This is a genomic window from Bradyrhizobium sp. CCBAU 53351 (assembly GCF_015291745.1).
Taxonomy (GTDB): domain Bacteria; phylum Pseudomonadota; class Alphaproteobacteria; order Rhizobiales; family Xanthobacteraceae; genus Bradyrhizobium.
Map to the genome: position 1 here is coordinate 3489679 of NZ_CP030059.1, position 26908 is coordinate 3516586.

Annotated in this window: 25 protein-coding genes; 21 read left to right on the forward strand and 4 right to left on the reverse strand. The window is 64.7% G+C overall.

Annotation, left to right across the window (positions count from 1 at the left end; translation table 11 throughout):
* The first annotated feature begins 158 nt into the window (after positions 1 to 158).
* From eno to XH83_RS16400, 17 genes are all read left to right on the forward strand, one after another.
* On the forward strand, positions 159 to 1442 hold the full coding sequence (eno, locus tag XH83_RS16320; protein WP_194407941.1) for a phosphopyruvate hydratase: 1284 nt from the start codon (positions 159 to 161) through the stop codon (positions 1440 to 1442).
* A gap of 43 nt (positions 1443 to 1485) precedes the next feature.
* Positions 1486 to 2619, forward strand: a complete 1134-nt coding sequence (locus XH83_RS16325; RefSeq protein WP_194407942.1) for a zinc-binding dehydrogenase — start codon at positions 1486 to 1488, stop codon at positions 2617 to 2619.
* 116 nt (positions 2620 to 2735) lie between these two features.
* Complete coding sequence (locus XH83_RS16330) at positions 2736 to 3734, forward strand: MBL fold metallo-hydrolase (protein ID WP_194407943.1); 999 nt, start codon at positions 2736 to 2738, stop codon at positions 3732 to 3734.
* Between the two features lie 222 nt (positions 3735 to 3956).
* Complete coding sequence (locus tag XH83_RS16335) at positions 3957 to 4508, forward strand: NADPH-dependent FMN reductase (protein ID WP_194407944.1); 552 nt, start codon at positions 3957 to 3959, stop codon at positions 4506 to 4508.
* A 100-nt stretch (positions 4509 to 4608) separates the two neighbouring features.
* The gene (locus tag XH83_RS16340) at positions 4609 to 4926 is read left to right on the forward strand and encodes a septum formation initiator family protein (RefSeq protein WP_028141594.1); all 318 of its coding nucleotides are present in this window, start codon (positions 4609 to 4611) and stop codon (positions 4924 to 4926) included.
* A gap of 202 nt (positions 4927 to 5128) precedes the next feature.
* Positions 5129 to 6088, forward strand: a complete 960-nt coding sequence (locus tag XH83_RS16345; RefSeq protein ID WP_194407945.1) for a GAF domain-containing protein — start codon at positions 5129 to 5131, stop codon at positions 6086 to 6088.
* 220 nt (positions 6089 to 6308) lie between these two features.
* Entirely contained in the window at positions 6309 to 7826 is a 1518-nt protein-coding gene (adh, locus tag XH83_RS16350; RefSeq protein ID WP_194407946.1) for an aldehyde dehydrogenase, read from the forward strand.
* A 268-nt stretch (positions 7827 to 8094) separates the two neighbouring features.
* Positions 8095 to 9117: a pyruvate dehydrogenase (acetyl-transferring) E1 component subunit alpha gene (pdhA, locus tag XH83_RS16355; protein ID WP_194407947.1), complete on the forward strand. Its 1023-nt coding sequence runs from the start codon at positions 8095 to 8097 to the stop codon at positions 9115 to 9117.
* A 29-nt stretch (positions 9118 to 9146) separates the two neighbouring features.
* The gene (locus tag XH83_RS16360; protein ID WP_194407948.1) at positions 9147 to 10529 is read left to right on the forward strand and encodes a pyruvate dehydrogenase complex E1 component subunit beta; all 1383 of its coding nucleotides are present in this window, start codon (positions 9147 to 9149) and stop codon (positions 10527 to 10529) included.
* A gap of 3 nt (positions 10530 to 10532) precedes the next feature.
* Positions 10533 to 10835, forward strand: a complete 303-nt coding sequence (locus XH83_RS16365; protein WP_194407949.1) for a DUF5076 domain-containing protein — start codon at positions 10533 to 10535, stop codon at positions 10833 to 10835.
* Between the two features lie 32 nt (positions 10836 to 10867).
* Positions 10868 to 11290 carry a nucleoside deaminase gene (locus XH83_RS16370; RefSeq protein ID WP_249132476.1) on the forward strand — a complete coding sequence of 141 codons (423 nt, stop codon included), beginning with the start codon at positions 10868 to 10870 and terminating at the stop codon, positions 11288 to 11290.
* Positions 11291 to 11353: 63 nt separating this feature from the next.
* The gene (locus tag XH83_RS16375) at positions 11354 to 12709 is read left to right on the forward strand and encodes a pyruvate dehydrogenase complex dihydrolipoamide acetyltransferase (RefSeq protein WP_194407951.1); all 1356 of its coding nucleotides are present in this window, start codon (positions 11354 to 11356) and stop codon (positions 12707 to 12709) included.
* 18 nt (positions 12710 to 12727) lie between these two features.
* Positions 12728 to 12958, forward strand: coding sequence for a hypothetical protein (locus XH83_RS16380; RefSeq protein WP_194407952.1), 231 nt, complete (start codon positions 12728 to 12730; stop codon positions 12956 to 12958).
* Positions 12959 to 12975: 17 nt separating this feature from the next.
* Entirely contained in the window at positions 12976 to 14397 is a 1422-nt protein-coding gene (gene lpdA / locus XH83_RS16385) for a dihydrolipoyl dehydrogenase (protein ID WP_194407953.1), read from the forward strand.
* Positions 14398 to 14536: 139 nt separating this feature from the next.
* Positions 14537 to 15778, forward strand: a complete 1242-nt coding sequence (locus XH83_RS16390) for a threonine synthase (RefSeq protein WP_194407954.1) — start codon at positions 14537 to 14539, stop codon at positions 15776 to 15778.
* An 81-nt stretch (positions 15779 to 15859) separates the two neighbouring features.
* On the forward strand, positions 15860 to 16831 hold the full coding sequence (locus XH83_RS16395) for a tripartite tricarboxylate transporter substrate binding protein BugD (protein ID WP_194407955.1): 972 nt from the start codon (positions 15860 to 15862) through the stop codon (positions 16829 to 16831).
* Between the two features lie 54 nt (positions 16832 to 16885).
* Positions 16886 to 17353, forward strand: a complete 468-nt coding sequence (locus tag XH83_RS16400; protein ID WP_194407956.1) for a hypothetical protein — start codon at positions 16886 to 16888, stop codon at positions 17351 to 17353.
* On the opposite strand, the gene XH83_RS16405 is transcribed toward XH83_RS16400, so the two are convergent.
* From XH83_RS16405 to XH83_RS16415, 3 genes are all read right to left on the reverse strand, one after another.
* Positions 17305 to 17691 (reverse strand): response regulator transcription factor, encoded by a 387-nt coding sequence (locus tag XH83_RS16405; RefSeq protein ID WP_194407957.1) that lies wholly within the window; start codon positions 17689 to 17691, stop codon positions 17305 to 17307. The genes XH83_RS16400 and XH83_RS16405 overlap by 49 nt on opposite strands.
* Before the next feature lie 87 nt (positions 17692 to 17778).
* Entirely contained in the window at positions 17779 to 18444 is a 666-nt protein-coding gene (locus XH83_RS16410; RefSeq protein WP_194407958.1) for a response regulator transcription factor, read from the reverse strand.
* Positions 18441 to 20867, reverse strand: coding sequence for a PAS domain-containing sensor histidine kinase (locus XH83_RS16415; protein WP_194407959.1), 2427 nt, complete (start codon positions 20865 to 20867; stop codon positions 18441 to 18443). Before XH83_RS16415 ends, XH83_RS16410 begins: the two co-directional genes overlap by 4 nt.
* A gap of 717 nt (positions 20868 to 21584) precedes the next feature.
* Between XH83_RS16415 and XH83_RS16420 the strand changes: the two genes are divergently transcribed.
* From XH83_RS16420 to XH83_RS16430, 3 genes are read left to right on the forward strand one after another with little or no spacing between them, the layout of a single operon-like run.
* Complete coding sequence (locus XH83_RS16420) at positions 21585 to 21980, forward strand: hypothetical protein (protein ID WP_194407960.1); 396 nt, start codon at positions 21585 to 21587, stop codon at positions 21978 to 21980.
* Positions 21977 to 22165 (forward strand): hypothetical protein, encoded by a 189-nt coding sequence (locus XH83_RS16425; RefSeq protein WP_194408517.1) that lies wholly within the window; start codon positions 21977 to 21979, stop codon positions 22163 to 22165. The genes XH83_RS16420 and XH83_RS16425 overlap by 4 nt, the downstream gene beginning before the upstream one ends.
* 42 nt (positions 22166 to 22207) lie before the next feature.
* Positions 22208 to 22510, forward strand: coding sequence for a hypothetical protein (locus tag XH83_RS16430; protein ID WP_246776480.1), 303 nt, complete (start codon positions 22208 to 22210; stop codon positions 22508 to 22510).
* 84 nt (positions 22511 to 22594) lie between these two features.
* Here the strand turns inward: XH83_RS16430 and XH83_RS16435 are convergent, their stop codons facing one another.
* Positions 22595 to 24796 (reverse strand): lytic transglycosylase domain-containing protein, encoded by a 2202-nt coding sequence (locus tag XH83_RS16435; protein WP_194407962.1) that lies wholly within the window; start codon positions 24794 to 24796, stop codon positions 22595 to 22597.
* Positions 24797 to 25112: 316 nt separating this feature from the next.
* Here XH83_RS16435 and XH83_RS16440 point away from each other — a divergent pair, with 316 nt between their 5' ends.
* Positions 25113 to 26849 carry an adenylate/guanylate cyclase domain-containing protein gene (locus XH83_RS16440; protein ID WP_194407963.1) on the forward strand — a complete coding sequence of 579 codons (1737 nt, stop codon included), beginning with the start codon at positions 25113 to 25115 and terminating at the stop codon, positions 26847 to 26849.
* Positions 26850 to 26908: the final 59 nt, after the last annotated feature.

Here is a 26908-nt window from a genome sequence, read left to right on the forward strand (position 1 = left end):
CTTGAGATTGAGGTTGGACGCGCAGATCAGTCGGGTTCAAGCTTAGCCCTGGCCGCTTCGCGCGTCAGGCGAAGCCCGCCGTCCAAGCGTTCACATTTGCTTGCGGCCCGTGTAAGACCCGCGGCACCGATCAGCCCTAACGAACGGAAGTGCACATCATGACCGCCATTATCGACATCATCGGCCGCGAAATCCTCGATAGCCGGGGCAATCCCACCGTCGAGGTCGATGTCGTGCTGGAAGATGGCGCGCTCGGCCGCGCTGCCGTGCCCTCCGGCGCATCGACGGGTGCCCATGAGGCGGTGGAACTGCGCGACGGCGACAAGGCCCGCTATCTCGGCAAGGGCGTCACCAAGGCCGTCGGCGCCGTCAACGGCGAGATCTTCGAGGCCTTGAGCGGCCTCGATGTCGAGCAGCAGGCCCAGATCGACCAGATCATGATCGACCTCGACGGCACCGCGAACAAGAGCCGGCTGGGCGCCAACGCCATCCTCGGCGTCTCGCTCGCCTGCGCCAAGGCGGCCGCGAACTCGCTCGACATGCCGCTCTACCGTTACGTCGGCGGCACCTCGGCGCGACTGCTGCCGGTGCCGATGATGAACATCATCAATGGCGGCGTGCATGCCGACAACCCGATCGACTTCCAGGAATTCATGATCCTCCCCGTCGGCGCCTCGTCCTTTGCCGAGGGCCTGCGCTACGGCGCGGAAGTCTTCCACACGCTGAAGTCGGAGCTCAAGAAGGCCGGCCACAACACCAATGTCGGCGACGAGGGCGGATTTGCCCCGAACCTGCCGTCGGCCGACGCCGCGCTGGAGTTTGTCATGAACGCGATCGGCAAGGCCGGCTTCAAGGCGGGAAGCGACATCGTGCTCGGCCTCGACTGCGCCTCGACCGAGTTCTTCAAGGGCGGTAAGTACGTCTATGAGGGCGAGGGCAAGACCCGCTCGATCTCCGAGCAGGCCAAGTACCTCGGCGACCTCGTCTCGCGCTATCCGATCGTCACGATCGAGGACGGCATGTCGGAAGACGACATGGACGGCTGGAAGGAGCTCACCGACCTCATCGGCAAGAAGTGCCAGCTGGTCGGCGACGACCTCTTCGTCACCAACGTCAAGCGCCTCGCCGACGGCATCAAGACCGGCCGCGCCAACTCGATCCTGATCAAGGTCAACCAGATCGGCACGCTGACCGAGACGCTCGCCGCCGTCGAGATGGCGCACAAGGCCGGCTACACCTCGGTGATGTCGCACCGCTCGGGCGAGACCGAGGATTCCACCATCGCCGACCTCGCGGTTGCCACGAACTGCGGTCAAATCAAGACCGGCTCCCTTGCACGTTCCGATCGCACCGCCAAATACAACCAGCTCCTGCGCATCGAGCAGCAGCTCGGCAAGCAGGCGCTCTACGGCGGCAAGGCGGCATTGAAGGCGCTGGCATAAGCCAGCGTCACCGCGCGAAGAACAAGGACAGGGGAGGATCGACATGAGCGACGGCAAGACCGGACTGCAACTGCGTTCGCTGCTCAAGAAGAGCGGCGAGCTGGAATTGTCCCTCGTGAATGTCCCCACGCCGGAGCCGGCCGACGACGAGGTCGTGGTTCGCGTCGAGGCGACGCCGATCAACCCCTCCGACCTCGGGCTGCTGATCGGGCCGGCCGACATGTCGGCCGCGAAGGCCTCCGGCACCAAGGAGATGCCGGTCATCACCGCGACGATGCCGGAGGCGGCGATGCGGATGATGGGAGCCCGGCTCGATCAGTCGCTGCCGGTCGGCAACGAGGGCGCCGGCACGGTGATCGGGGCCGGATCGTCGGACGCGGCGAAAGCGCTGATGGGCAAGACCGTGTCGATGATCGGCGGCGCGATGTACACGCAATACCGCGTGCTGAAGGTCCGCGACGTCATGGAGCTGCCGGCGGGCACCACGGCCGCCGACGGCGCGTCCTGGTTCGTCAATCCGTTGACCGCGCTCGGCATGACCGAGACGATGCGGCGGGAGAACCACAAGGCGCTGGTGCACACCGCGGCGGCGTCCAATCTCGGCCAGATGCTCAACAAGATCTGCATCAAGGACGGCATCGGGCTCGTCAACATCGTCAGGAGCAAGGAGCAGGCCGACATCCTGCACAAGATCGGCGCCAAGCACGTCGTGGATTCCAGCGCGCCCAGCTTCACGGACGATCTCACCAATGCGCTGGTCGAGACCGGCGCCACGATTGCCTTCGACGCGATCGGCGGTGGCAAGCTGGCGAGCCAGATCCTGACCGCCATGGAAGTTGCGGCCAACAAGACCGCGAAGGAATACAGCCGCTACGGCTCCAACGTGTACAAGCAGGTCTATATCTACGGCAGCCTGGACAATCGGCCGACCGAATTGAGCCGGTCGTTCGGCCTGACCTGGGGCGTCGGCGGCTGGCTGCTCACGCCGTTCCTCCAGAAGATCGGTCCGGCCGAGATCGGCCGCCTGCGCCAGCGCGTCGCGTCCGAGCTCAAGACCACCTTCGCCAGCCACTACACCAAGGTGGTGTCGCTGACCGAGGTGCTCGATCCCGCCAACATCGCGGTGTACGCCAAACGCGCCACCGGCGAAAAATTCCTCATCAACCCAAATAAATAATCGTGATCTGCGACGGCAGGTCACCGCAAGAAGGTCTTGCCTTCTGAGCCCAGCGGCGGATTATTCCGCCGCTATCGAATGCGGAAAACCGCAAGGGCTCAGAAGGGGACATTTCCATGACCGATCTCAATCGCCGTCATCTGCTCGCTGGCGCAGCCGCCCTCGGGGCGGCTGCTGCGACCGGGCTTGGACCGACCACCGCCAAGGCCGCAGTGCCGCCAGCCGGGACGCAGGCGCCGGGCTTCTATCGCTACAAGGTCGGCGCTTTCGAGTGCACCTCGATCAATGACGGTGCGCGCACCTTCCCGATGCCGGACAAGTTCGTCGCCAATCTGTCGAAGGACGAAGCGCTGGCGGCGGGCGAGGCGGCCTACATGCCGAAGGGCATGGTCACGGTGCCGTTCAACCCGCAACTCGTCAACACCGGCTCCAAGCTGGTCCTGATCGACACCGGCAACGGCATTGCGAATTTCGAGGCGAGCAAGGGCGCGGTCGGCCGCACGCTGCAAAACCTCCAGGCCGCCGGCGTCGATCCGAAGAACATCGACGTGGTTCTGCTCTCGCATCTGCACCCCGATCACACCAACGGCATCCGCCTCGCTGACGGCGCGCTCGCATTTTCCAATGCGGAGATCATGGTGCCGGGCAAGGACTGGGAGTTCTGGACCAGCGAGGAGAACGCCGGCAAGGCCGAGTCCAATCCGATGATGAAGAACTACTTCGCCAACGTGAAGAAGACCTTCGCTGGCCTCGAGTCCAAGGTCACAAAGTACGAATGGGGCAAGGAGGTCGCGCCGGGCATCACCTCGATCGCAACCCCGGGCCACACGCCGGGCCACACCTCGTTCGCGGTTGCCTCGGGCGATGCGAAGGTGCTGATCCAGTCCGACGTCACCAACATCCCGGAATTCTTCCTGCGCAATCCCGACTGGCACGTGATGTTCGATGCCGACGCCGCGCTGGCGCAGGAGACGCGCCACAAGTTCTACGACATGGCGGCCGCGGAGAAGGCGACCGTGATCGGCTTCCACTTCACGTTCCCGTCGGTCGGCCATGTCGAGAAGGACGGCGCGAAGTATCGCCTGATCCCGTCGGCGTGGAATCCGACGATCTGAGTGACTTCGAGGTCCGCGCGAATGTCAGGCCGCCCCAGGGCGGCCTGATTGTTTTGGTTCGCAGCCCGGAATACGCTTCGCTCCATCCGGGCTACCGGCCCAACCATTTGCTTTCGCGAAACACAGCGTTTCCAAATCGGGCCGGTGCATGCACTTGCATCCATCGGTCCAGATCGCTTAAGTGCCGACGGCACTTCTCCCTCACGGTTTCAAGGACACCTCATGGCCTACAACATCGTCACGATCGCCGGCAGCCTGCGCAAGGAGAGCTTTTCGCTGAAGATCGCCAACGCGCTCGCCAAGCTTGCGCCTGATACGCTCAAGCTCGAGGTGGTCACGCCGGCGGGCATCTCGTTCTTCAATCAGGACCTCGAGGGTGCGCCGCCCGCGGACTGGCTGGCCTTCCGCGACAAGCTGCAGAAATCGAACGGCGTCCTGTTCGTCACCCCCGAATACAACCGCTCGACCCCGGGCGTCCTCAAGAACGCCATCGACGTCGCCTCGCGCCCCTATGGCAAGAGCTCGCTCCTGGGCAAGCCGGTCGGCATCATCTCGAACTCGCCGGGACCGCTCGGCGGCGTCAGCGCGGCCAAGCACCTGCAGAACATCCTGCCGGGCATTTCCGGTCCGCTGCTGCAGCAGCCGGAAATCTATCTCAACGCCGTCGGCGATGCGTTTGACGCGAACGGCAACCTGACCAAGGACTCCCTGAAGACGGTGCTGCAGCAGTACATCGACGCCTTCGCCGCGCACGTGGCGAAGAACCAGGGCTGAGGCTCGTGGTGTCGTTCCGGGGCGATGCTTCGCATCGCCCCGGAATGACTCGCCAACCTGAATTAGCACTCCCTTAACCAACTTGTCCCATCTTCCCAAGATGGTCTCCCGCGCGCGCCTGAAATCGATCCTGACCGGACTTGCCCTCTACGCGATGGCGGCCGCCATCGTCGGCTATTTCGGCGTCAACGCCTATACCGGCAAATACGGCCTCAACGCGCGCCAGGAGCTCGACCAGGAAATCATCGCGCTGACCAGCGAGCTGGCCCAGCTCAAGCGCGAGCGCGCCAGGAGCGAGCAGCGGGTGTCGCTGTTGCGGTCCGAGCGGATCGATCCCGACATGCTGGACGAGCGGGCGCGTTTCCAGCTCGACTATGTCAATCCGCGCGATCTCGTTCGGATGATCCCGGCGAAGTAGCGCTTTCCGCAAGCTCCGAAACCGACGGCGAAAGAAGCTGCCGAAATCCGGCTCCTCCTTCGAAGGTCGTAATTTCGGAACCGCAAGTTGCCTTGACGGCAGCCCGGCGGCGGGCTCATGGCTTCTGCGACGCTCACTGAAGTTGACGAAGATCAAACAGGCGGCGCGGGCACGTCATAGTCTGTCATCGGAGGAAACTGTGATGAATGGGTCAATGCCCCGCCATCACGCGGCCCGTGTCGAGGCCGCCATTGCGTCAGGCCAGGCGGCACGATCCGCGCTTGTGGCCTCGTGGCGCCGTTCGTCCAGATTGCATCATCTCGATCCCGGCGGCCGCACCTCGCCGATCCGGCTGACCGAAGCCGAGCTGCACCAGGCGCGCGAGCGCATCGCGCCGCTGCTGGCCGCCGCGCAAGGCGCGATGGACCGGCTCTATCAGGCGGTCGGCGCGAGCGGCTGCTGCGTGCTGCTTGCCGACGGCGAGGGCGTGCCGGTCGATCGTCGCGGCACGCCGGCGGACGACGCAACGTTTCAGTCCTGGGGCCTGTGGACCGGTGCGCTCTGGAGCGAGGAGCACGAGGGCACCAACGGCATCGGCACCTGCCTTGTGGAGCAGCGTCCGCTCACCATCGACCGCGACCAGCATTTCTTCGCCCGCAACACGCTGTTGAGCTGCTCCGCCGTTCCGATCTACGACCACGTGGCGGCGCTGGCGGGCGTGCTCGACGTCTCCTCCTGCCGGGCCGACCGGACCGATGCGTTTTCCAGTCTGATCGCGCTTGCGGCGGGCGAGGCGGCCAAGCGGATCGAAGCCGATCTGTTCCGCAGGGCCTTCGCCCATGCCCGCATCGTGCTGACGCAAGCTGCGGACGGCCAATGCGGAGGCCTTGTCGCGGTCGATGCGGACGACCTCGTGATCGGCGCGACCCGCTCCGCCCGGGTGGCGCTCGGAATTGCCCCTGGCCGGGCCTTGCAGCCGGTGCCCGCGGCCGATCTGCTCGGCGGCGATACCGCGCGCGATCATCTTGCCGGCGGTCAGCGCGGCGTGGTGCAACGGGCGTTGCTCCGTGCCGGCGGCAACGTCTCGGCGGCCGCCAAGGCTCTCGGCGTCAGCCGGGCCACGCTGCACAGAAAGCTCAAGCGGTTCGAGCTGAACCACTGAGCCTGCTTATCTTCGTCACGGGCTATCTTCCCAACAACGCCGTGGAATCTGCGAGCGCTCAATCTCGCCCTGCCTCGCCCCACGACTGTCGCAGAACTGCGACAGGTCGGCTCCGCCATCGCTTCCGCCTGGGCTGACAGAAATCGCCTCCCGGATCATCGTCCGCGCAAGTCGCGACCACGCGACGAATTGCGCAAACAGCAATCAACGGGAGTGATCAATGAACAAGGTCGAATTTCTCAGCGTCACCAAAGTTCCCTTTGCCGAACGCTATGACAATTTCATCGGCGGCAAGTTCGTCGCGCCGAAGTCCGGCAAATATTTCGACAATGCCTCGCCGGTGACCGGCCAGGTCGTCTGCAAGATCGCGCGCTCCGACGCGCAGGACATCGAGGCCGCGCTCGATGCGGCGCATGCGGCCAAGGGCGCCTGGGGACGGACCAGCGTCGTGGAACGCGCGATCATCCTCAACAAGATCGCCGATCGCATGGAAGAGAACCTCGAGCGTCTCGCCATCGCCGAGACCTGGGACAACGGCAAGCCGATCCGTGAGACCCGCGCCGCCGACATCCCGCTCGCCATTGATCACTTCCGCTACTTCGCCGGCGTCGTCCGCGCCCAGGAAGGCTCCATCGGCGAGATCGACCACGACACCATCGCCTATCATTTCCACGAGCCGCTCGGCGTGGTCGGTCAGATCATCCCCTGGAACTTCCCGCTGCTGATGGCCTGCTGGAAGCTCGCGCCCGCGCTCGCCGCCGGCAATTGCGTGGTGCTCAAGCCCGCCGAGCAGACTCCGGCCTCGATCATGGTCTGGGCCGAGATCATCGCCGACATCCTGCCGCCCGGCGTGCTCAACATCGTCAACGGCTTCGGCCTCGAGGCCGGCAAGCCGCTGGCCTCCAGCCCGCGCATCGCCAAGATCGCCTTCACCGGCGAGACCTCGACGGGCCGGCTGATCATGCAATATGCCAGCCAGAACCTCATTCCGGTGACGCTGGAGCTCGGCGGCAAGTCGCCGAACATCTTCTTCAAGGACGTCACAGCCGAGGACGACGACTACTTCGACAAGGCGATCGAAGGCTTCGTCATGTTCGCGCTGAACCAGGGCGAGGTCTGCACCTGCCCGAGCCGCGCGCTGGTTCACGCCGACATCTATGACCGCTTCATGGAGCGGGCCTTGAAGCGCGTCGCCGCGATCAAGCAGGGCGATCCGCGCGATGCCACCACCATGATCGGCGCGCAGGCCTCGGGCGAGCAGCTGGCGAAGATCCTGTCCTACATCGACATCGGCAAACAGGAAGGCGCCAAGTTGCTGGCGGGCGGCGGACGTGCCGAGCTCGGCGGCGATCTCGCCGGCGGCTTCTACGTCAAGCCGACCGTGTTCGAGGGCCACAACAAGATGCGAATCTTCCAGGAGGAGATCTTCGGGCCCGTGGTCTCGGTCACGACCTTCAAGAACGACGACGAGGCGCTCGAGATCGCCAACGACACGCTGTACGGCCTCGGGGCCGGCGTCTGGAGCCGCGATGCCAACCGCTGCTACCGCTTCGGCCGGGCGATCCAGGCCGGCCGGGTCTGGACCAACTGCTACCACGCCTATCCCGCTCACGCGGCGTTCGGCGGCTACAAGCAGTCAGGCGTCGGTCGCGAGACCCACAAGATGATGCTCGATCATTATCAGCAGACCAAGAATCTCCTGGTCAGCTACAGCCCGAAGAAGCTCGGCTTCTTCTGATCGGATGGCCGGAGAGGGCGGCGCCATGTCCGGCGCCGTCCGCTCCGACGACCGGGCCAGCATGGTCCATAGTTCTTGATCCGGCCATGAAGCCGCAGGCACTGCGTCGCGCGTAGATTTGTTGCCCGATCAGCGCCAAAGATTTTCCAATATTTCGACCACGTTGCAGTGCGGCATAATGAAAGTCGCGCCATGTCGCCGCGGTGCTTTCCAAGGGCGTTTGAGTTGGGTTAGAGAGGGCGTGAGTTTTCTCTGACCCGGAATTCCTATGGCCGCACCCAAGAAAGCCGCCGCAAACACTCCACAGGACAAGACCGACGGCGGTTCGCCTCCGGAATTCACCAGGGAGCAGGAGCTCAAGGCGCTCCGCGACATGCTCCTGATCCGGCGGTTCGAAGAAAAGGCCGGCCAGCTCTACGGCATGGGCGCGATCGGCGGCTTCTGCCATCTCTATATCGGCCAGGAGGCCGTGGTGGTCGGCATGCAGATGGCCCTGAAGCAGGGCGATCAGGTCATCACCGGCTATCGGGATCACGGCCACATGCTCGCCACCGGCATGGACGCCAACGGCGTCATGGCCGAGCTCACGGGCCGCCGCGGCGGCTATTCCAAGGGCAAGGGCGGCTCCATGCACATGTTCAGCAAGGAGAAGCACTTTTACGGCGGCCACGGCATCGTCGGCGCCCAGGTCTCGCTCGGCACCGGTCTCGCCTTCGCCAATCATTACCGCAGCAACGACAATGTCAGCGTCACCTATTTTGGCGACGGTGCGGCCAATCAGGGCCAAGTCTATGAGAGCTTCAACATGGCGGAGCTCTGGAAGCTGCCGGTGATCTACGTGATCGAGAACAACCGCTACGCCATGGGCACCTCGGTCTCGCGCGCTTCGGCGCAGCAGGATTTCTCCAAGCGCGGCGTGTCCTTCAACATCCCCGGCAAGCAGGTCGACGGCATGGACGTCCGCGCCGTGAAGGCCGCCGGCGACGAAGCCGCCGCCTGGTGCCGCGCCGGCAAGGGCCCCTACATCCTGGAGATGCAGACCTACCGCTATCGCGGCCACTCGATGTCCGACCCCGCAAAATATCGCACACGCGAGGAGGTCGAGAAGGTCCGCCACGATCAGGACCCGATCGAGCAGGTGCGCAACCGCCTCCTGGCCGCGAAGGTCAGCGAGGCCGATCTCAAGGCGATCGACGCCGAGGTGCGCGACATCGTCAATGCGTCCGCCGATTTCGCCCAGCATGATCCCGAGCCGGATGCCGCCGAGCTCTGGACCGACGTTTACCGCTGAACGCGCGCAAGCTTTCTCTTGGAGTCGATATGCCAATTCAAGTGCTGATGCCCGCGTTGTCGCCCACGATGGAGAAGGGCAACCTCGCCAAATGGCTGAAGAAAGAGGGCGAGACGATCAAATCGGGCGACGTCATCGCCGAGATCGAGACCGATAAGGCGACGATGGAGGTCGAGGCGACCGACGAGGGGACGCTCGGCAAGATCCTGATCCCCGAGGGGACTGCCGACGTCGCCGTGAACACGCCGATCGCGACCATTCTCGCCGACGGCGAGAGCGCGGCCGATCTTGCCAAGGCGCCCGCACCGGCTGCGAAGGCGGCCGAGTCTGCGCCGCCTGCTGCCGCAAAGGCCGAAGCGCCTGCGCCCAAGGCTGCGCCGGCGCCGCAGGCCGTCGCTGAACCCGATCCGGAAGTGCCCGCGGGCACCGAGATGATCACGCAGACCATCCGCGAAGCGCTGCGCGATGCCATGGCCGAAGAAATGCGCCGCGATGCGGATGTCTTCGTGATGGGCGAGGAGGTCGCCGAATATCAGGGCGCCTACAAGGTCACCCAAGGCTTGCTCCAGGAGTTCGGCGCCAAGCGCGTCATCGACACCCCGATCACCGAGCACGGCTTTGCCGGCGTCGGCGTCGGCGCCGCGATGACCGGCCTCAAGCCGATCGTCGAGTTCATGACCTTCAACTTCGCCATGCAGGCGATCGACCAGATCATCAACTCCGCGGCCAAGACGCTCTATATGTCCGGCGGCCAGATGGGGTGCTCGATCGTGTTCCGCGGGCCGAACGGCGCCGCCGCGCGCGTCGCCGCCCAGCACAGCCAGGATTACTCGGCCTGGTACTCCAACGTCCCCGGCCTCAAGGTCGTCGCGCCGTTCTCGGCGGCTGACTACAAGGGCCTGCTCAAGGCCGCGATCCGCGATCCCAACCCGGTGATCTTCCTCGAGAACGAGGTGCTCTACGGCCACACCGGCGAAGTGCCGAAGCTCGACGATTTCATCATTCCGATCGGCAAGGCGCGCATCGTGCGCTCCGGCAGCCACGTCACCATCATCTCCTGGTCGAACGGCATGACCTATGCGCTGAAGGCCGCCGACGAGCTCGCCAAGGAGGGCATCGAGGCCGAGGTGATCGACCTGCGCACGCTGCGCCCCATGGACACCGAGACCATCATCAATTCGGTGAAGAAGACCGGCCGTGCCGTCACGGTGGAAGAGGGCTGGGCGCAAAGCGGCGTCGGCGCCGAGATCGCCGCGCGCATCATGGAGAACGCCTTCGATTATCTGGACGCGCCGGTCGCGCGCGTCTCCGGCAAGGACGTGCCGATGCCTTATGCCGCCAATCTGGAGAAGCTCGCGCTGCCCTCGGCGGCTGAAGTCGTCGAAGCCGCCAAAGCCGTCTGCTACAGGTAGGCCATGGCGGGCCCGAAGGAGCAGCCACTGCCGCCCGACGTCATGACCCGCGACGACGCGGTCGAGATCCTGCGCGTGTTCGTGCTGGACGGCGGGCTGTCGATGGCGTTCCAGCGGGCCTTCGAAGAGCCCGACATGTGGGGCCTGCTGCTCGTCGATCTCGCCCGCCACGCCGCGCGCGCCTATGCGCGCGAGAGCGAATACACCGAGGAAGACGCGCTCAGCCGGATCCTGGAGATGTTCCAGGCCGAGATCGAGCGTCCCACCGACACCGGCACCACGACGCCGCGCGGCAAGGGGCACTGACCGTGACAGTCGAAGCCCACCATTTCGATTTCATGCTGGAGGCGATCCGCGAAGCCGAGGCCTCGATCGCGCAGGGCGGCCTGCCGATCGGCGCCGTGCTGACGCGCGAGGGCAAGGTCATCGCCCGCGGCCACAACAACCGCGTGCAGGAAAAGAACGTGATCCTGCACGGCGAGATGAGCTGCCTGCGCGAGGCCGGTGTGATCTCGTTCCACGACACGATCATGTACACCACGCTGTCGCCATGCTCGATGTGTGCCGGCGCGCTCGCTTTGTTCAAGGTCAAGCTTGTCGTGATCGGGGAATCCGTCACCTTCGAGGGCTCCAAGGATATCCTCGACAAGTTCGGCATCCCCTGGATCGACCTTGCCGACGAGCGCTCCATCGCCATGATGAAGAATTGGCGTTCCAATCCCGCCAATGAGCGCCTGTGGCAGGGCGACATCGGCAACTAAACCTGGTCTGTTCGTCTTCGGCTGTCGAAGATGAATTTTTGCAAAGTTTGTCTTGAGGTCAGCATGCCCATCAACATCCTGATGCCCGCTCTCTCGCCGACGATGGAGAAGGGCAACCTCGCCAAATGGCTGAAGAAGGAAGGCGACAAGGTCAAATCCGGCGATGTCATCGCCGAGATCGAGACCGACAAGGCCACCATGGAGGTCGAGGCGATCGACGAGGGCACGATCGCCAAGATCCTGGTGCCCGAGGGCACGCAGGACGTCCCGGTCAACGACGTGATCGCGGTGCTCGCCGGTGAGGGCGAGGACGTGAAGGCGGCCGGTAGCGCCAAGCCCAGCGCTTCGGCCGCACCTCCGAAAGCAGAGAAGCCCGCTGAAGCTCCGGCTGCTGCTGCGGCTCCCGCGCCGGCAGCGCCGAAGGCCGCACCGCCGCCTGCCGCCGCACCCGCGCCCCAGGCGGCTCCGGCCGCGCAGAGCAACGGCCACGCCGGCCGCGTGTTCTCCTCTCCGCTGGCGCGACGTCTCGCCAAGGAAGCAGGCATCGATGTAGGCATGGTCACCGGCACCGGTCCGCACGGTCGCGTGGTCGCCCGCGACGTCGAGCAGGCCAAGTCCGGCAAGGGTCTCAAGGCCCCCGCCGCCGCGCCGTCCGGCGCGCCCTCGATCGCGCCCACCATGTCGGACAAGCAGATCCTGTCGCTGTTCGAGCCCGGCTCCTACGACATCGTCCCGCATGACGGCATGCGCCGCACCATTGCGCAGCGCCTGACCGCGTCGATCCAGAACGTCCCGCACTTCTACCTGACCATCGACTGCGACATCGGCAAGCTGATGGCCGCGCGCGAGGAGATCAACGCGGCTGCGCCCAAGGACAAGGAGAAGAAGCCGCTCTACAAGATCTCGGTCAACGACTTCGTCATCAAGGCGATGGCGGTCGCGCTCCAGAAGATCCCGAACTGCAACGTCAGCTGGACAGAAAGCGGCATGGTCAAGCACCACCATTCCGACGTCGGCGTCGCCGTGGCGATGCCGGGCGGCCTGATCACGCCGATCATCCGGAAAGCGGAGACCAAGACGCTCTCGACCATCTCGAACGAGATGAAGGATTTTGCCGCGCGCGCTCGCTCCCGCAAATTGAAGCCCGAGGAATATCAGGGCGGCACCACCGCCGTCTCCAACCTCGGCATGTACGGCATCAGCCATTTCACCGCCGTGATCAACCCGCCGCATGCGACCATTCTCGCGGTCGGAACCAGCGAGGAGCGGCCTGTGGTGCGCGGCGGCAAGATCGAGATCGCGCAGATGATGAGCGTGACTTTGTCGTGCGATCACCGCGCCATCGACGGCGCGCTCGGCGCCGAGCTGATCGGCGCGTTCAAGCAGCTGATCGAAAACCCTGTGATGATGATGGTCTGACGGGGAGGCGCAGGGTGAATGCGAACGCGCTGGCCCTGGATCTCCCTGTTGCTCTCGGCCGCGCTTGCGCTCAATCCAGTCGGGCTCGATATTCTGCATTCCGCGTTCTTTGCCGGCGAGCAGCTGGCAAGGAGCATCGGCCAGGCGGTCGTCATGATTGCGCTGGCCATCATGGCCGGCGCGATCCTGCTCGAATGGCTGGTCCGGGTTTTGATTTTCAGGCGCCGCGCCCGCGGTGCGTCCACGTGAGTTGAACGGGAGCCGCCATGGCCGATACATCCTTCGACATCATCATCATCGGCTCTGGTCCCGGCGGCTATGTCACCGCGATCCGCGCCGCCCAGCTCGGCTTCAAGGTCGCGATCGTCGAGAAATCCTATCTCGGCGGCATCTGCCTTAACTGGGGCTGCATCCCGACCAAGGCGCTGCTGCGCTCCGCCGAGATCTACCATTACATGCAGCACGCCAAGGATTACGGCCTGTCGGCTGAGAAGGTCTCGTTCGACCCGAAGGCGGTGGTGCAGCGCTCACGCGGCGTCTCCAAGCGCCTGAACGACGGCGTCGGTTTCCTGATGAAGAAGAACAAGGTCAGCGTGATTTGGGGCGCGGCCTCGATCGACGCGCCCGGCAAGGTCACGGTGAAGAAGTCCGACGTCGAAGCGCCGAAGGGCACGCTGGGCGAGGGGGCTTATCAGGCCAAGCACATCATCGTAGCGACCGGTGCACGGCCGCGCGTGCTGCCGGGGCTCGAGCCCGACAAGAAGCTGATCTGGACCTATTTCGAGGCGATGGTGCCGGAGCGGATGCCGAAGTCGCTGCTGGTGGTCGGCTCGGGCGCGATCGGCATCGAGTTCGCCTCGTTCTTCCACACCATGGGCTCCGAGGTCACGGTGGTCGAGGTACTGCCGCAGATCCTGCCCGTCGAGGATGCCGAGATCGCCGGCCTTGCGCGCAAGCGCCTGGAGAAGCAGGGCATCAAGATCATGTCCTCGACCAAGGTCACGAAGCTGGAGAAGAAGGCCGACAGCGTCGTCGCCACCATCGACGACGGCAAGGGCAAGCCTGTCACATCAGAGTTCGAGCGCGTGATCTCGGCGGTCGGCGTCGTCGGCAATATCGAGAATCTCGGCCTCGAAAAGCTCGGCGTCAAAACCGACCGCGGCTGCATTGTCATCGACGGCTACGGCAAGACCAATATCCCCGGCATCTACGCCATCGGCGACGTCGCCGGACCGCCGATGCTCGCGCACAAGGCCGAGCATGAGGGCGTGATCTGCGTTGAGGCGATCAAGGGCCTGCATCCGCATCCCATGGACAAGAATATGATCCCGGGCTGCACCTATTGCCATCCGCAGGTCGCCTCCGTCGGCCTGACGGAAGCCAAGGCGAAAGAGAGCGGCCGCGAGATCCGCGTCGGCCGCTTCCCCTTCGTCGGCAACGGCAAGGCGATCGCGCTCGGCGAGGACCAGGGCCTGGTCAAGGTGATTTTCGACAAGAAGACCGGCCAGCTGCTCGGCGCCCACATGGTCGGCGCGGAGGTCACCGAGCTGATCCAGGGCTACGTCGTCGCCATGAACCTGGAGACCACGGAAGAAGAGCTGATGCACACGGTCTTCCCGCATCCGACGCTGTCGGAGATGATGAAGGAAGCCGTGCTGGATGCGTATGGACGGGTGTTGAACATCTAATCGCTTTCCCGCTTGTCATGTGCGGGCCTGACCCGCGCATGACAAGCGAAGCGCTCTTCAAATGATGGACTGCCGGGTCAAGCCCGGCAATGACGGCCGCAGGAAACTGGCGAAACAAGGAAGAAGAAAGAAGCTAGCCATGCACGACAACGACAATCTCACCATCGAACGCCCGACCTTCGTCACCCATCTGGAATGCGCGATGGAGGGCGACCATTACGCCGCCGATCAGGTCCACAACCTCTCCAAGGCCGGCAAGCCGCTGCTGGTGCGCTACGACCTCGCCGGTGTGAAGAAGGCGCTGACCAAGGATGCGCTCGCCCAGCGCCCAGCTGACATGTGGCGTTACCGCGAGCTGCTGCCCGTGCGCAAATGCAAGGATATCGTCTCGCTGGGCGAAGTGACGACGCCGCTGATCCGGTTGCCCAAGCTGGCTGCGAAGCTCGGCGGCGGCGAGATCATCGTCAAGGACGAGGGACGGCTGCCGACCGGCTCGTTCAAGGCGCGCGGTCTCGTGATGGCAGTGTCGATGGGCAAGGCGCTCGGCATCAAGCACATGGCGATGCCGACCAACGGCAATGCCGGTGCGGCGCTGGCCGCCTATGCGACGAGCTGCGGTATCAAAACCACGATCTTCTGCCCGGCCGATACGCCCGAAGTGAATGTCAGCGAGATCGAGCTGCAGGGCGCGACCGTCTACCGCGTCAACGGCTATATCGACGATTGCGGCAAGATCGTCGGCGAGGGCAAGGCGAAAGTCGGCTGGTTCGACACCTCGACGCTGAAGGAGCCGTACCGCATCGAAGGCAAGAAGACGATGGGCCTCGAGCTCGCCGAGCAGCTCGGCTGGGACGTGCCCGACGTGATCTTCTATCCGACCGGCGGCGGCACCGGCCTGATCGGCATGTGGAAGGCGTTCGACGAGCTGGAGAAGATCGGCTTCATCGGCTCGAAGCGCCCACGCATGGTCGCGGTGCAGGCCTCGGGCTGCGCGCCGATGGTGCGGGCTTACGAGGCCGGCACCGAGCATGCGACGCGCTGGGAGGATGCCCACACCATCGCCTCGGGCATACGCGTGCCGCAGGCGATCGGCGATTTCCTCATCCTGCGTGCGGTGCGCGAGAGCAAGGGCTTTGCCATCGCGGTCGACGACGACAAGATCTCGGCGGCGCTGAACGAGGTCGCGCGCGAGGAGGGGCTGCTGCTGTGTCCGGAGGGCGCCGCCACCTACGCCGCCTACAAGGAGAGTCTTGCCGACGGCCGCGTCTCGAAGGGTGACCGCGTCATGCTGTTCAACTGCGCCACCGGCCTGAAATACCCGCTGCCGAAGGTCGACCGCACGCTCGACCGGCACAAGCCGATCGACTACACCCAATTCTAGCGCGGCAATACGCTGCGAAAGATCTCTCTTCCCGTACGCGGGAAGAGCAAAAACAATAACGACATCGTTGGGGAGAAGACAATGACAAAGGCCGTCTGGGCTGCGCTGTTTGCTGTTCTCGCTGTTTCAGGCGCCGCGCGCGCCGATGACTATCCCACCCGTCCCATCACCATCATCGTGCCGTTCGCGGCGGGCGGCCCGTCGGATGCGATGGCCCGCGTGCTGGCCGAGCGGATGCGCACCTCGCTTGGCCAGGCCGTCGTGGTCGAGAACGTCACCGGCGCGGGCGGCTCGATCGGCGTCGGCCGCGCCGTGCAATCGCCGCCGGACGGATACACCATCTCGTTCGGCCATCTCGGCACCCACGTCGCCAACGGCGCGGTCTACAAGCTCAAATACGATCTGGTCGCCGATCTCGAGCCGGTGGTGCTGCTGCCGAGCAATCCGATGATCGTCGTCAGCAAGAATGCGGTGCCCGCGACGTCTCTGAAAGAGCTTCTGGAGTGGCTGAAGTCGCGGCCGTCGCCGCCGACGGCGGGCACCGCGGGTGCCGGCTCTGGCAGCCACATCGCCGGCGTCTATTTGGAGAGCGTCTCCGGCATCAAGCTGCAATACGTGCCGTATCGCGGCACGGCGCCCGCCCTGAACGATCTCATCGCCGGCCAGATCGACATCATCGTCGACCAGACCTCCAACTCCATCAATCAGGTGCGCGCCGGCACCATCCGCGCCTATGCGATCACCGACGACAAGCGCCTGTCCTCGGCACCGGAGATTCCGACCGCGGAGGAGGCGGGCCTGAAAGGCTTCAACATGACGCTGTGGTCGGGCATGTGGGTGCCGAAGGGCACGCCGAAGGACATCGTGGCCAAGCTCAATGCCGCGGCCGTGGAGGCCCTGAACGATCCCGCCGTGAGGAAGCAGCTCGAAAGCCAGGGGCTGGAGATGACGCCGAAAGATCAGCTCACGCCCGAAGCGCTCGGCACCCGTCAGAAGGCCGAGATCGCAAAATGGTGGCCGATGATCAAGGCCGCGAACATCAAGGTCGATTGAGAGGTATGTTGGCCAGGCCAATATCGCTCAGCTGCCTCTCGAAGAGGACGTAAGATGAAGTTGAAGACCATGTTGGCGGCGTCACTGTGTTCGATCGCCGCAGCCGCCAACGCAGCGCCGCCCGGCACCAGCATTGCCGACGCTGCGCAGTTGCACCAGGAGTACACTGACGTCGTGATTGCGTCGGAGCAGTGTCCGGGTGTCATACTGGATATCAAGAAGTGGGATGGCGAAGTCCACAAGCTGGGCGGACCGGGGGTGCTGAAGGCGTTCGACGTTTCTGAACAGGGCGGAGCGTGGCGCGACAAGCGATACGACGAGTTCAAGGCGAACCCTGCCAAGCAGTGCGCCGAAGCGTTGGAGACCTACGGCCCCAAGGCATGGGTCTGCTCCAGAGGAAGTGACACCTGCACCCAAGCGTCGTGCCGGCGATCCCACCGACAAGGCGGATTGAGCGCTTCGCCGGCGCCGCATCACATCGTGGCGTCACCGGGGCCCGACAGGGCCGTCTCCAGGCATTGAAGCAGGGTTGGCGTTGAGAACGGCTTGGCGAGAAAGCAGGTCGCACCGGCCTTCTGCGCGCGGTCGCGCACGGCCTCGTCCGGAAAAGCCGTCATGAAGATGAAGGGCGTGATGCGCCCGTGACTGCGCATATGCGTCAACAGCTCGACGCCGCTCATCACCGACATCTGCACGTCCGCGATCACGCAGGAGGTCGTCTCCAGGTGGGCGGATTGGAGAAATTCATGAGCGGAGCCAAAGGTGTAGACCGTGTATCCGCGCGACGTCAGGAGGTTGTTCGTCGCCAGGCGAACGGAGGCATCGTCGTCAATGACGGAAATGATCGAAGGCGCTGGCAATATGATCGCTCCTGAACGGCGAGCCGCCTGCCGCGGTTCAGCCGCCCGAGGCAAAGTGGGCCACCGGAGCGAGCTTGGAAAGCATACTTAGGTTTGCAAATGACCCCTGTCGCGCGGGATTCCGAGCGCGTCCGTCATTCTGACGAGATCGGCGAGCGACTTCGCCCCCATCTTCCGCATGATCTGTCCGCGATAGATTTTCACGGTGATCTCGGCCAATCCAAGCTGGGCGGCGACCTGCTTGTTCATCAGCCCGGATGCAACCAGGGCCAGGACGTCGCGCTCGCGTGCCGTCAGCGCCTCGAAACGGGATCGCATACCCGAGATCGACTTCTCCGCATCGCGGCGCTTGCGATCTCTCTCGATCGCCGCCTGCACCGCATCCAGCATGTCCTGGTCGCGCACCGGCTTGGTCAGAAAATCGACGGCGCCGCTTTTCATGGCTCTCACGGTCATGGGGATATCGCCATGACCGGTGATGAAGATGATGGGCGTGTGAATATTGGCCTTGGCGAGGTCCGCCTGGAGGTCGAGGCCGCTCGAGCCCGGCAGGCGGATGTCGAGCACGAGGCAACTGGGGACCGCGGGCGGTTTGGCTTCCATGATCTCCGCCGCCGAGCTGAAGGCTTCGACCTTGAGACCGACGGATTGAAAGAGATTGGTGAGCGCACGTCGCATCGACGGATCATCATCCACGATCAGTACGATCGGATCGCCGGCGCTCGGGCCGTCCTGCTTGGCATGGTCGGTCACGACGTGTCCTTGTGCAACAAGGGCAGGGCGATCTGGAATGTCGCACCGCGTCCCTCGTTCTGAAAGGCGGAAAGCCGGCCTGCGTGAGCCTCGATGATCGATCGGCAGATCGAGAGTCCCATGCCCAGACCGCCGGATTTCGTCGTGAAGAAGGGGCTGAAGATGCGCTCCTTGACGTCTTTGCCGAGACCGACACCGCGGTCCGTCACGGTGAGGAGCAGGCAGTCGTCGTCATCAGCACGACACGAGCGGATCGCGAGTTCGCGCGGACGATCGACATTGGCTTGCATGGCCTCGATGCCGTTCATCACGAGGTTGATCAGCACCTGCTGGAGCTGGATCCGGTCGCCGCAAACCTGAGGCAGGTCGGACGCCAGCTCCATGCGCACCGACACCCCATGGGTCGCGAGCTCGCGCCGAACGAGCGCCACCGCCTCCCTGACGACCTGGTTGATGTCGAGTGCAACGACTTCGATTTCGGTCTTCTTCGCAAGCGCCCTGATCCGGCGGATCACCTCGCTCGCGCGATTGGCGTCCTCGACAATCCATTCGGCGGAACGGCGCGCGGCTTTCAGATCGGCCGGTTCGCGGTCGAGCCAGGCGATGCAGGCGTCCGCGTTGGAGATCACCGCGGCAAGCGGCTGGGTGATTTCGTGGGCGATCGAGGTGGTGAGTTCGCCGAGCGTCGTGACGCGCGTGACGTGGGCGAGCTCGCCTTGTGCCTTGCGCAGCGCCTCTTCCGCCTGCTCGACGCGGATCGCCGCCGTGATGTCGCTGCTGACGCCGCGATAGCCGAGAAAATTGCCATTCGCGTCGTGAAATGGCTTGCCGCTGGTGCGCACGTAGATGGGAGATCCGTTGCGATCCTTGCTGCGGTAGATCAGATCGCGGAACGGAACGTGGGCATCGAGCGCCGCGCGATGCTGCTCCCATTTCTCCGGCTCGAGCTCGGCATCGGGTGGAATGTCCCAGCGGGGCAGGCCGATCACGCCCGTCGGCGGAGCGCTGGAGCTGTCGGCATGTTCCGATATCCTGGTGATGCGGTGGTCCGGCCCGGTCTCCCAGAACCAGTCCGATGCGGTCTCGGCGTAGTCGCGGAATCGCTGCTCGGATGCCTTGAGCTCGTCGAATGCCTTGTGCAGCGCATCTTTCGCCGCGATTTGCTCGGTGACGTCCACGTGCGTACCGATGATTTCCATCACCTCGCCGTCGCTGCCCATCACGGGATGGCCCTCGCTGTGGATGCGCCTGATCGCACCGTCGGGGCGCGCGATCCGGAAGTCGACCTGGAAGGGCTGCTTCTGCCGAACCGCTTCACGCTCGACCTCGATAATCCGCCGAAAGTCCTCCGGCAGGATACGTTGCTGAAAAGCCTTGGCCGGAATATCGGTCTGGTCCGGCTCAAACCCGAACAGGCGGTAGAGCTCAGCCGATCGGTAGGCGAACTCCTGGCGATGAACGTCCCAGGCCCAGCTGCTGGTTTGGCTGAGGCGCTGGGCTTCGGTCAAATAGGCTTCGCTGCGCCGCAGCCGCTGTTCGGCTTCCTTGGCCATCGTGACGTCGGTCACCGCCCCGACGAACTCGATGCGCCCGGATGGATGTCGAACCGCGCGCGCCACGGAATGCAGATATTTGACCGACCCGTCGGGCATCAGCAGGCGATATTGGTGGTCGAAATCCTCCGCCAGGCGGTAGGCCCGTTCGAGGGTGCTGCGGACCGTATCGCGATCTTCCGGATGGATGCGCTGGAAGACGAAGCCCAGGCTCGGCTTGGTCGCCGGATCACACTGGAAGATGCGGAAGGTCTCCCTCGACCAGACGGCTTCGCCGGTCGCAAAGTTCAAGCCGAAGCTGCCGGTGTGACTCAGTTCCTGGGCCTGGGCGAGATAGGCCTCGCTCTGCCGCAGCGCATCCTCCGCTTCCTTGCGCTGGGTGATGTTCTCGCAGGCGACCAGCAGGATCGGCGTGCCGTCGCCGCGCAGCATCACCTTGGCGTTTTCCCGGACCCAAAGCACCGACCCGTCCTTCCGGAACTTGCGAATCTCCCAGGTATGCGACTGGTCCACGGTCGTCAGGCACAAGGCGACGCATTGACGTACGAACTCGCGGTCTTCCTCGAAGAAGACGTTCAGTACGGATTGGCCGATCAGTTCGTCCGTCGTGTAGCCCAGCTGGGCGGCGCCGAACGTATTGACGTTGAGCACCGTTCCGGCGGGATCGACCATGAAGTACATGACGGGATTGTGCTCGAACACCTCGCGCCATTGCTTCACGGCATCACGCAGGTCGGTATTCTGCCGCGAGGCGTCTACGACGGCGGGGCCGTCCTTCTCGCCGTTGCCGAATGATCGAAGCGCCGCAAGGCCGCCGAGCAGGAATTGTGCGGCCGAACTCCCGATTTTCGTGATCTGGCCAGGCATCATCGCAATTGCCCCGGCTCGCTGGCGTCCAAGGTGAGTAGAGCACTTTGCCATTACAGGGGCAATTGCCTCCGACCAAAGTCGGATTGTCGGCAAAACTCCCGATTGCCGTGCAGCCTGCGCACATTACGCCGTCACGTTGCGCAGGTGAGCGGAAGTCCGCAAAACCACGGCACAAACCTACGTATAGCTCGCACAACCCTAGTTCTAGCGTGAATTTACCTCCGTACAATTGAGCGGTGCGTTGCAAGGAGCCTAGTCTTGCGGCCAATCGAGAGAAGTCGATTGCGGAGCACAAATTGCCGAAAAGCTCGGCGTGTTGCACCCGAAGAACCAGGCTCTGCGTCCGTTGCCCCGACTTGCCGCATGATTTGGCGGTCGCGATTGAGAAGCCGCATTTTCCGTGACGACCGTGGCGCCTCCTGCCTTTTGCGCAGGAGGAGGCCAGGACCCCAGAGGTCAAGAGGAGAGGATCATGTGCGATAGCCCCGATGACTCCGAGCGCCGTCTCGAGTCCAAAAGCTGCGCCCTCTGTGCCGGGAAGTTTGGCTTGATCCGATACTACTCCTGGCGGACGCCGCTCTGCTCGCGGAAATGCCTCGACCGGTTCAGGGCACGTCGCGAACGCGACCGCCGCTGGCTGTTCCAATGTCAGGTGGCATGAGGATCGGCCGCCGCACCTAACCCGTCAGGTTCATTTTCTCGTCCGGAGGCTGTGAGTTGAACCGAGGCTGCAAGCTCCTGTTGGCGATCACGCTGCCGCTTCCGCTGGCAACGGGCTTGAAGGCCGAGGACGCTGGACGGGATGGATCGCATCGTCACCATCCGCCTCAGGATCAAGCGCTGCACGAGAAGTTCTATTCGAACTGGCGCATGCCGGACAATCCGGTTCTGAGCTGCTGCAACAATGCGGATTGCTACCCGACCGAGATACGCTACGTCGAAGGCAAGATCTACGCCCGGCGCCGGGAAGACGGGAAATACATCCTGATCCCGTCCCAGAAGGTCGAGCGCAACAGGGACAATCCCGACGGCCGCAACCATATCTGCGCGCCCCCGCCGGCCGCCTCTCTGGTCGATACGGTCTACTGCTTCGCGCTGGGAGGTGCCACGTGAGATTCATATTGGTGAACGGCAGAACCCCGTTCCGCAAGACGTCGTGTCTGTGGTGCTGCGAGGAGATCGACGGTGGCTATCTGCGCGATGCCAGGACGCTGCTGCGCTACTGCGGCTACGAGTGCTACGCAATTCACCAGGAAGCGGCGCCGGTGATCCAGGAGCGTACGCGCGCGGCGTCCTGAGCAGACGGGCAGGAAAGAGGCGAGGACACGGCATTGAGATTCATGCTCGTCAATCAGGAACATCCCCGCCACGGCGCGGCCTGCAGCGCATGCGCCCGGCCGCTGGGTTCGAGTTACGTCCGGCAGGTGTCCAGGCAAGAGCGGTATTGCGGCTACGATTGCTACCGCCAGCAGACGGCCATGGACGTGCTGTGGCCTTACCGCAGCGCGATCGAGACGGTCGCGGTGCTGACGGCCATCACGAGCTGGAGCTGGATGATGCAGATGGGCGCGCTCTCGCGCTCATTGGCTGAGGCATATCTGCGCGTGCACAACCTTCGAACCCTGGAAGGAGGTGACGGCTAGCCTCACGATGCCGGCCGCGCAGATCCGTCGGCCGCAGTTCCCGCGTCCAGCTTCGCGCCGCGTCCAGCCCCGGCGGTCGCGAGGCTAGGGCGATGGGGCTGCGGCCGATGCCGTTGGTTCCGCGCTCACTTCGTGCGTCGTGACGCGCTGCTCGGATTTCGCGGCGATCATGCCGCTGTCCTCGAACCTTGCGCGGTAGACCTGCACGTTCTCGATCACGCGCTGGACGTAGTTGCGCGTCTCCGACAGCGGGATGCGCTCGACCCAGTCGACCGGATCGACATTGGGATCCCTGGGGTCGCCGCGGGCCTGCACCCATTCGCGCACCCGGCCACGGCCGGCATTGTAGCCGGCGAAGGTCATGATCTGGTTGCCGCGATATTCCGACAACAGCGCGCTGAGCTCGGCCGCGCCCATCTGCGTGTTGTAGACGGGATCGGAGACCATCTTGTCCCAGTCATAGGTCAGGCCGAAACGCTTGGCGGTATCGCGTCCCGCTTCCGGCGTCACCTGCATCAGCCCGACCGCGTTGGCGGCCGACTTGTCGCGCTGGTCGAACGAGCTTTCGGTGCGCGCCACCGAATAGATCACGCTGGTCTCGATCGCAGGCGCGACCTGCCGGTGCTCAGGGATGCCGATGGTCGGAAACGCGTAATGGTCGAGCGCGAGCCCGCGCGCCAGCGCCGTCTTGCCGACCTCCAGCATGACGCGCGCATCGCTGCGCCGTCCGGCGAGCTCGCCGAGCGATTCCAGCGCGGTGACGTCGGTGCTCTCCTTGGCAAAGTCTTCGGCATAGTAGAACACCATGTCGCGCTCGCCGATGCCGTAGAGCATGTCGGCGGCACGCACGCGCTCGTCCGTGGGCGGCGTATCGGCGGCGGCCAGGACGGGCGAGGGCGGACGCAGCTCGATGCGGTCGAGGCCGAGCTTTGCACGGGCCAGCTGGCCGTAATAGGCGGTCGGATAGCGCGATGCCGCCCGATAGCTCATGCGCGCATCGGCCACAGCACCCATCGCCTCGGCGGCGCGGCCACGCCAGTAATGGGCGCGCGATAGCGCGATCGGATTGGCCGAGCCTTCGTCGATGGCGGCGAAGTGCACCATCGCCGTCCTGGGATCGTCGAGGAAGCGCAGCGCGATCCAGCCGCACATGAAGTGGTAGTCGACGCGGTAGACCTCCTTCTCCGGCACAGCCGCAGTGCGTACCACGTCGTAGGCGGTCTTCGCCTTGCCCTGGTCGAGCAGCTTGCGCGCGAGCAGGCGGCGCTCGCGCCACCAGGCATCGGTATCCTGCGCCGCCATGGTCTCGGGTGCAGCGGCCAGGATCACCTCGGCGGCATCGTCGATGCGATCCTTCTGCAGGTGCCATTGAGCGCGGCACAGCACATAGCCGAGGTCGCGGCGTGCATCGGTCGCCACGTCGTCGAGATAATCCTTGGCCTTGCTGGCCTTGCCGGTCACGGCGGCGCAGGCCTTGACGATTGCGAGCGCATCCTCGCCGAGCCGTCTTGCGGCGCGGCGGGCGCCGGCGTAGTCCTTGGCGCCGAGCCGCCTGTCCATGCGGGCGCGATGATCGTCCGCAGTCAGGAGATCGCGGAACGCCTCGTAGGAATCCTCCTCGCTGCGCTCGGACAATTCGTCCGTGCGCCAGGCCTCGCGCACCAGCCGCGTGGCCCGGTCGGTATCGCCTTCGGCGAGCAGCACGCGGGCGAGCGCGAACTTGCCCTTGGCGCTGATCGGACGGTCCATCGTGAATGTGTGCACGATGGCGGCGTCGCTCTTCTCCTGCCACAGCCGCGCCTCGGCGCGGCGGCGCAGCAGGGTGCGGCTCGGCCAGTCCGGATTGGCGGCGAGGAAGGCGGCGTAGCGCTTGAAATTCGCCGTGCTCTCGGAATGGCGCAGCATGAACCAGTCGGCGAGCTTCTGCCCCGCAGGATCGGCAATGCGATCGCGCGCCGCGCTTGCGTCCTCGGTCTTGCCCTTGCGCGCGAGGTCGATTGCGTCCTTCAGCGCGGCGAGGTCGCCGGTCAGCGGCGGCGACGCCGGTTTGCTGGACGGCTCGTCGCTGCTCTTCGACTTGCGCTTGGCCTCGGCATGCTTGCCATTTGCTTGCTTGACATGCCGCGCCTTGCCGCTAGCTGCATGACGCGACTTGCCGGCTTTGGCCTCATGAGACTTCTTCGGCGCGGACGATTTGTGACTGCTCTTCGCCGCGAGCTCGGTCGGAAGGAGGGCCAATGCGGCCACGGCAACGACACACGCGAGCGAGCGTAGGCACTGGTTCATTCCATGGTCCCCCTGCGAAACCATTACAAACCAAGGTCCGCGACGACATGCGGCTTGAGAATCAAAGACGACGGCAAACGATGCCACGGCATCGTTTCGCATCCTTCACGCTGTCGCAACAATGCGGCAAAATACGGATTGGAACCGGGGAACTTGGGAAGGGACAGTCCCTTTAACCATTGTTAACGCATTGGGCTCGCGCGCCGCTTGCCGACGGCTCACCGCGTCATGGATGCGCAGATGCGCGTGTTCCCTGGACCAAATCCGGTGTATTGAGTTCCCGGTTCCGTCCTTTCACCCTTTGCCCCCTGCACCTATGCCGATTTTCAACCAGTCGATCCGGCGCAAGATCGTCGGCATCGCCCTCGGATTGATCGTCCTGATGCTGGTCACCTCGGTCCTGTCGATGGTGATGTCGAGCCAGGTCGGCGTCCTCCTGGACGAGCTGACCAACCGCTACATCCCCGCCTACAGCCATCTCGCCCGCGCCAACATCCGTTCTCTGGAGCGGGCGCTTGCGCTGCGGCAGATGGTGATGACCCGAATGGGATCCTCGTCGGACGAGGAGGCCTATGCGGCGCGGCTTCGCGACTTCCAGGCATTGGACCGCAAGTTCGAGGAGGAGGCCGAGACCGCGCGCAAGCTCATCAACGCGATCATCGACGATCCCAGAACCTATTCCGACAATGCCGCGCTGGCGCGGCTCGACGTTCGGATCGAGAGTGCCGTCGCCGAGCTGCGGCGCGATCTGGACGAGGGCAATGCCAGACTGGTCAAGCAGGTCGACGCCAAGGACATGCCCGCGGCCCGCGGCACGCTGGAGCATCTCGATATCTTGCGCGATGCGTTCAACCGCAAGATCGACGCGATCCGCGCCGACATGCTGGCGCAGGTGTTCTTCTCGACGTCGCAGGTGATCAGCCGCCAGCATCAGGCGATCGTCGTTTCGGGCGTCGTGACCTTGCTCGCCGCGATCGTCGGCTTGGTCTTTGCGCTTCTGGTGTCCAGCGGCATCACGCGACCGGTGCGGCTGCTGCTCGCCGGCGCCCGCGAGGTCGAGGCCGGCCGCTTCGACAAGACCATCACCGTCTCCACCCAGGACGAGATCGGCGAGCTCGCCGCGGCCTTCAACCGCATGACCGAGCAGCTCCGCCACAACGAGCGGATCCGCGAGACCTTTGGCCGCTACATCGATCCCAAGGTGGTGCAGGGGCTGATCGACCGGCCGGAGGTCGCGATCGACGGCGAGCGCCGGGTCATGACCATCATGTTCTGCGACATGAGCGGCTTCACCTCGATGAGCGAAGGCATGACGCCGCGCGGCCTCGTCAGGGTGATGAACCACTATTTCACGGTGATGTCCGCGCCCATCCGAAGCAATCGCGGCGTCATCGACAAATATATCGGCGACGCCATCATGTCCTATTGGGGCCCGCCCTTCATCGAGGAGGGCGAGCAGGCGCTGCTTGCCGGCACCGCGGCCATCGAGATGGCCGACCAGGTGCCCGCGCTGCAGCGCCAGCTGCCGGACCTGCTCGGCATTCGCGCCATGCCCGCGCCGTGCGATTTGCGGATCGGCATCGCCACCGGTGAGGTGCTGACCGGCAGCATCGGCTCGGAGCTGATGATGAGCTTCACGGTGATGGGCGATGCCGTGAACCTGGCCTCGCGGCTGGAAGCCGTCAACAAGGTCTACGGCACCCGCATCCTGATCTCGCAGGCCACCGCCGAGGCGATCGGATCGCAGCTCGAGCTGCGCGAAATCGATCGCCTGGCAGTCGCCGGCCAGACCGCGCCGCAGGCGATCTTCGAGGTGATGGCGAGGGCTGGCGCGCTCACGGATGCGCAATTTGGCTTGCGCACACACTATGCCGAGGCGCTCGCCGCCTATCGCGCCCGGCGCTTCGACGCGGCGCGCGCGGCCTTTGGCGCGGCGCTCGAAGCCGTCCCCGGCGACGGCCCCTCGCGCACGATGCTCGGCCGCATCGCGCAGTTCGAGGCGGGCCCGCCGGACCAGGGATGGGACGGCGCCTGGCGCCTCGACAGCAAATAGGCTGCCGCACCGGAAAAATTCATTCTACGGGATAACGATGTTCGCCGTGACCTATTTCC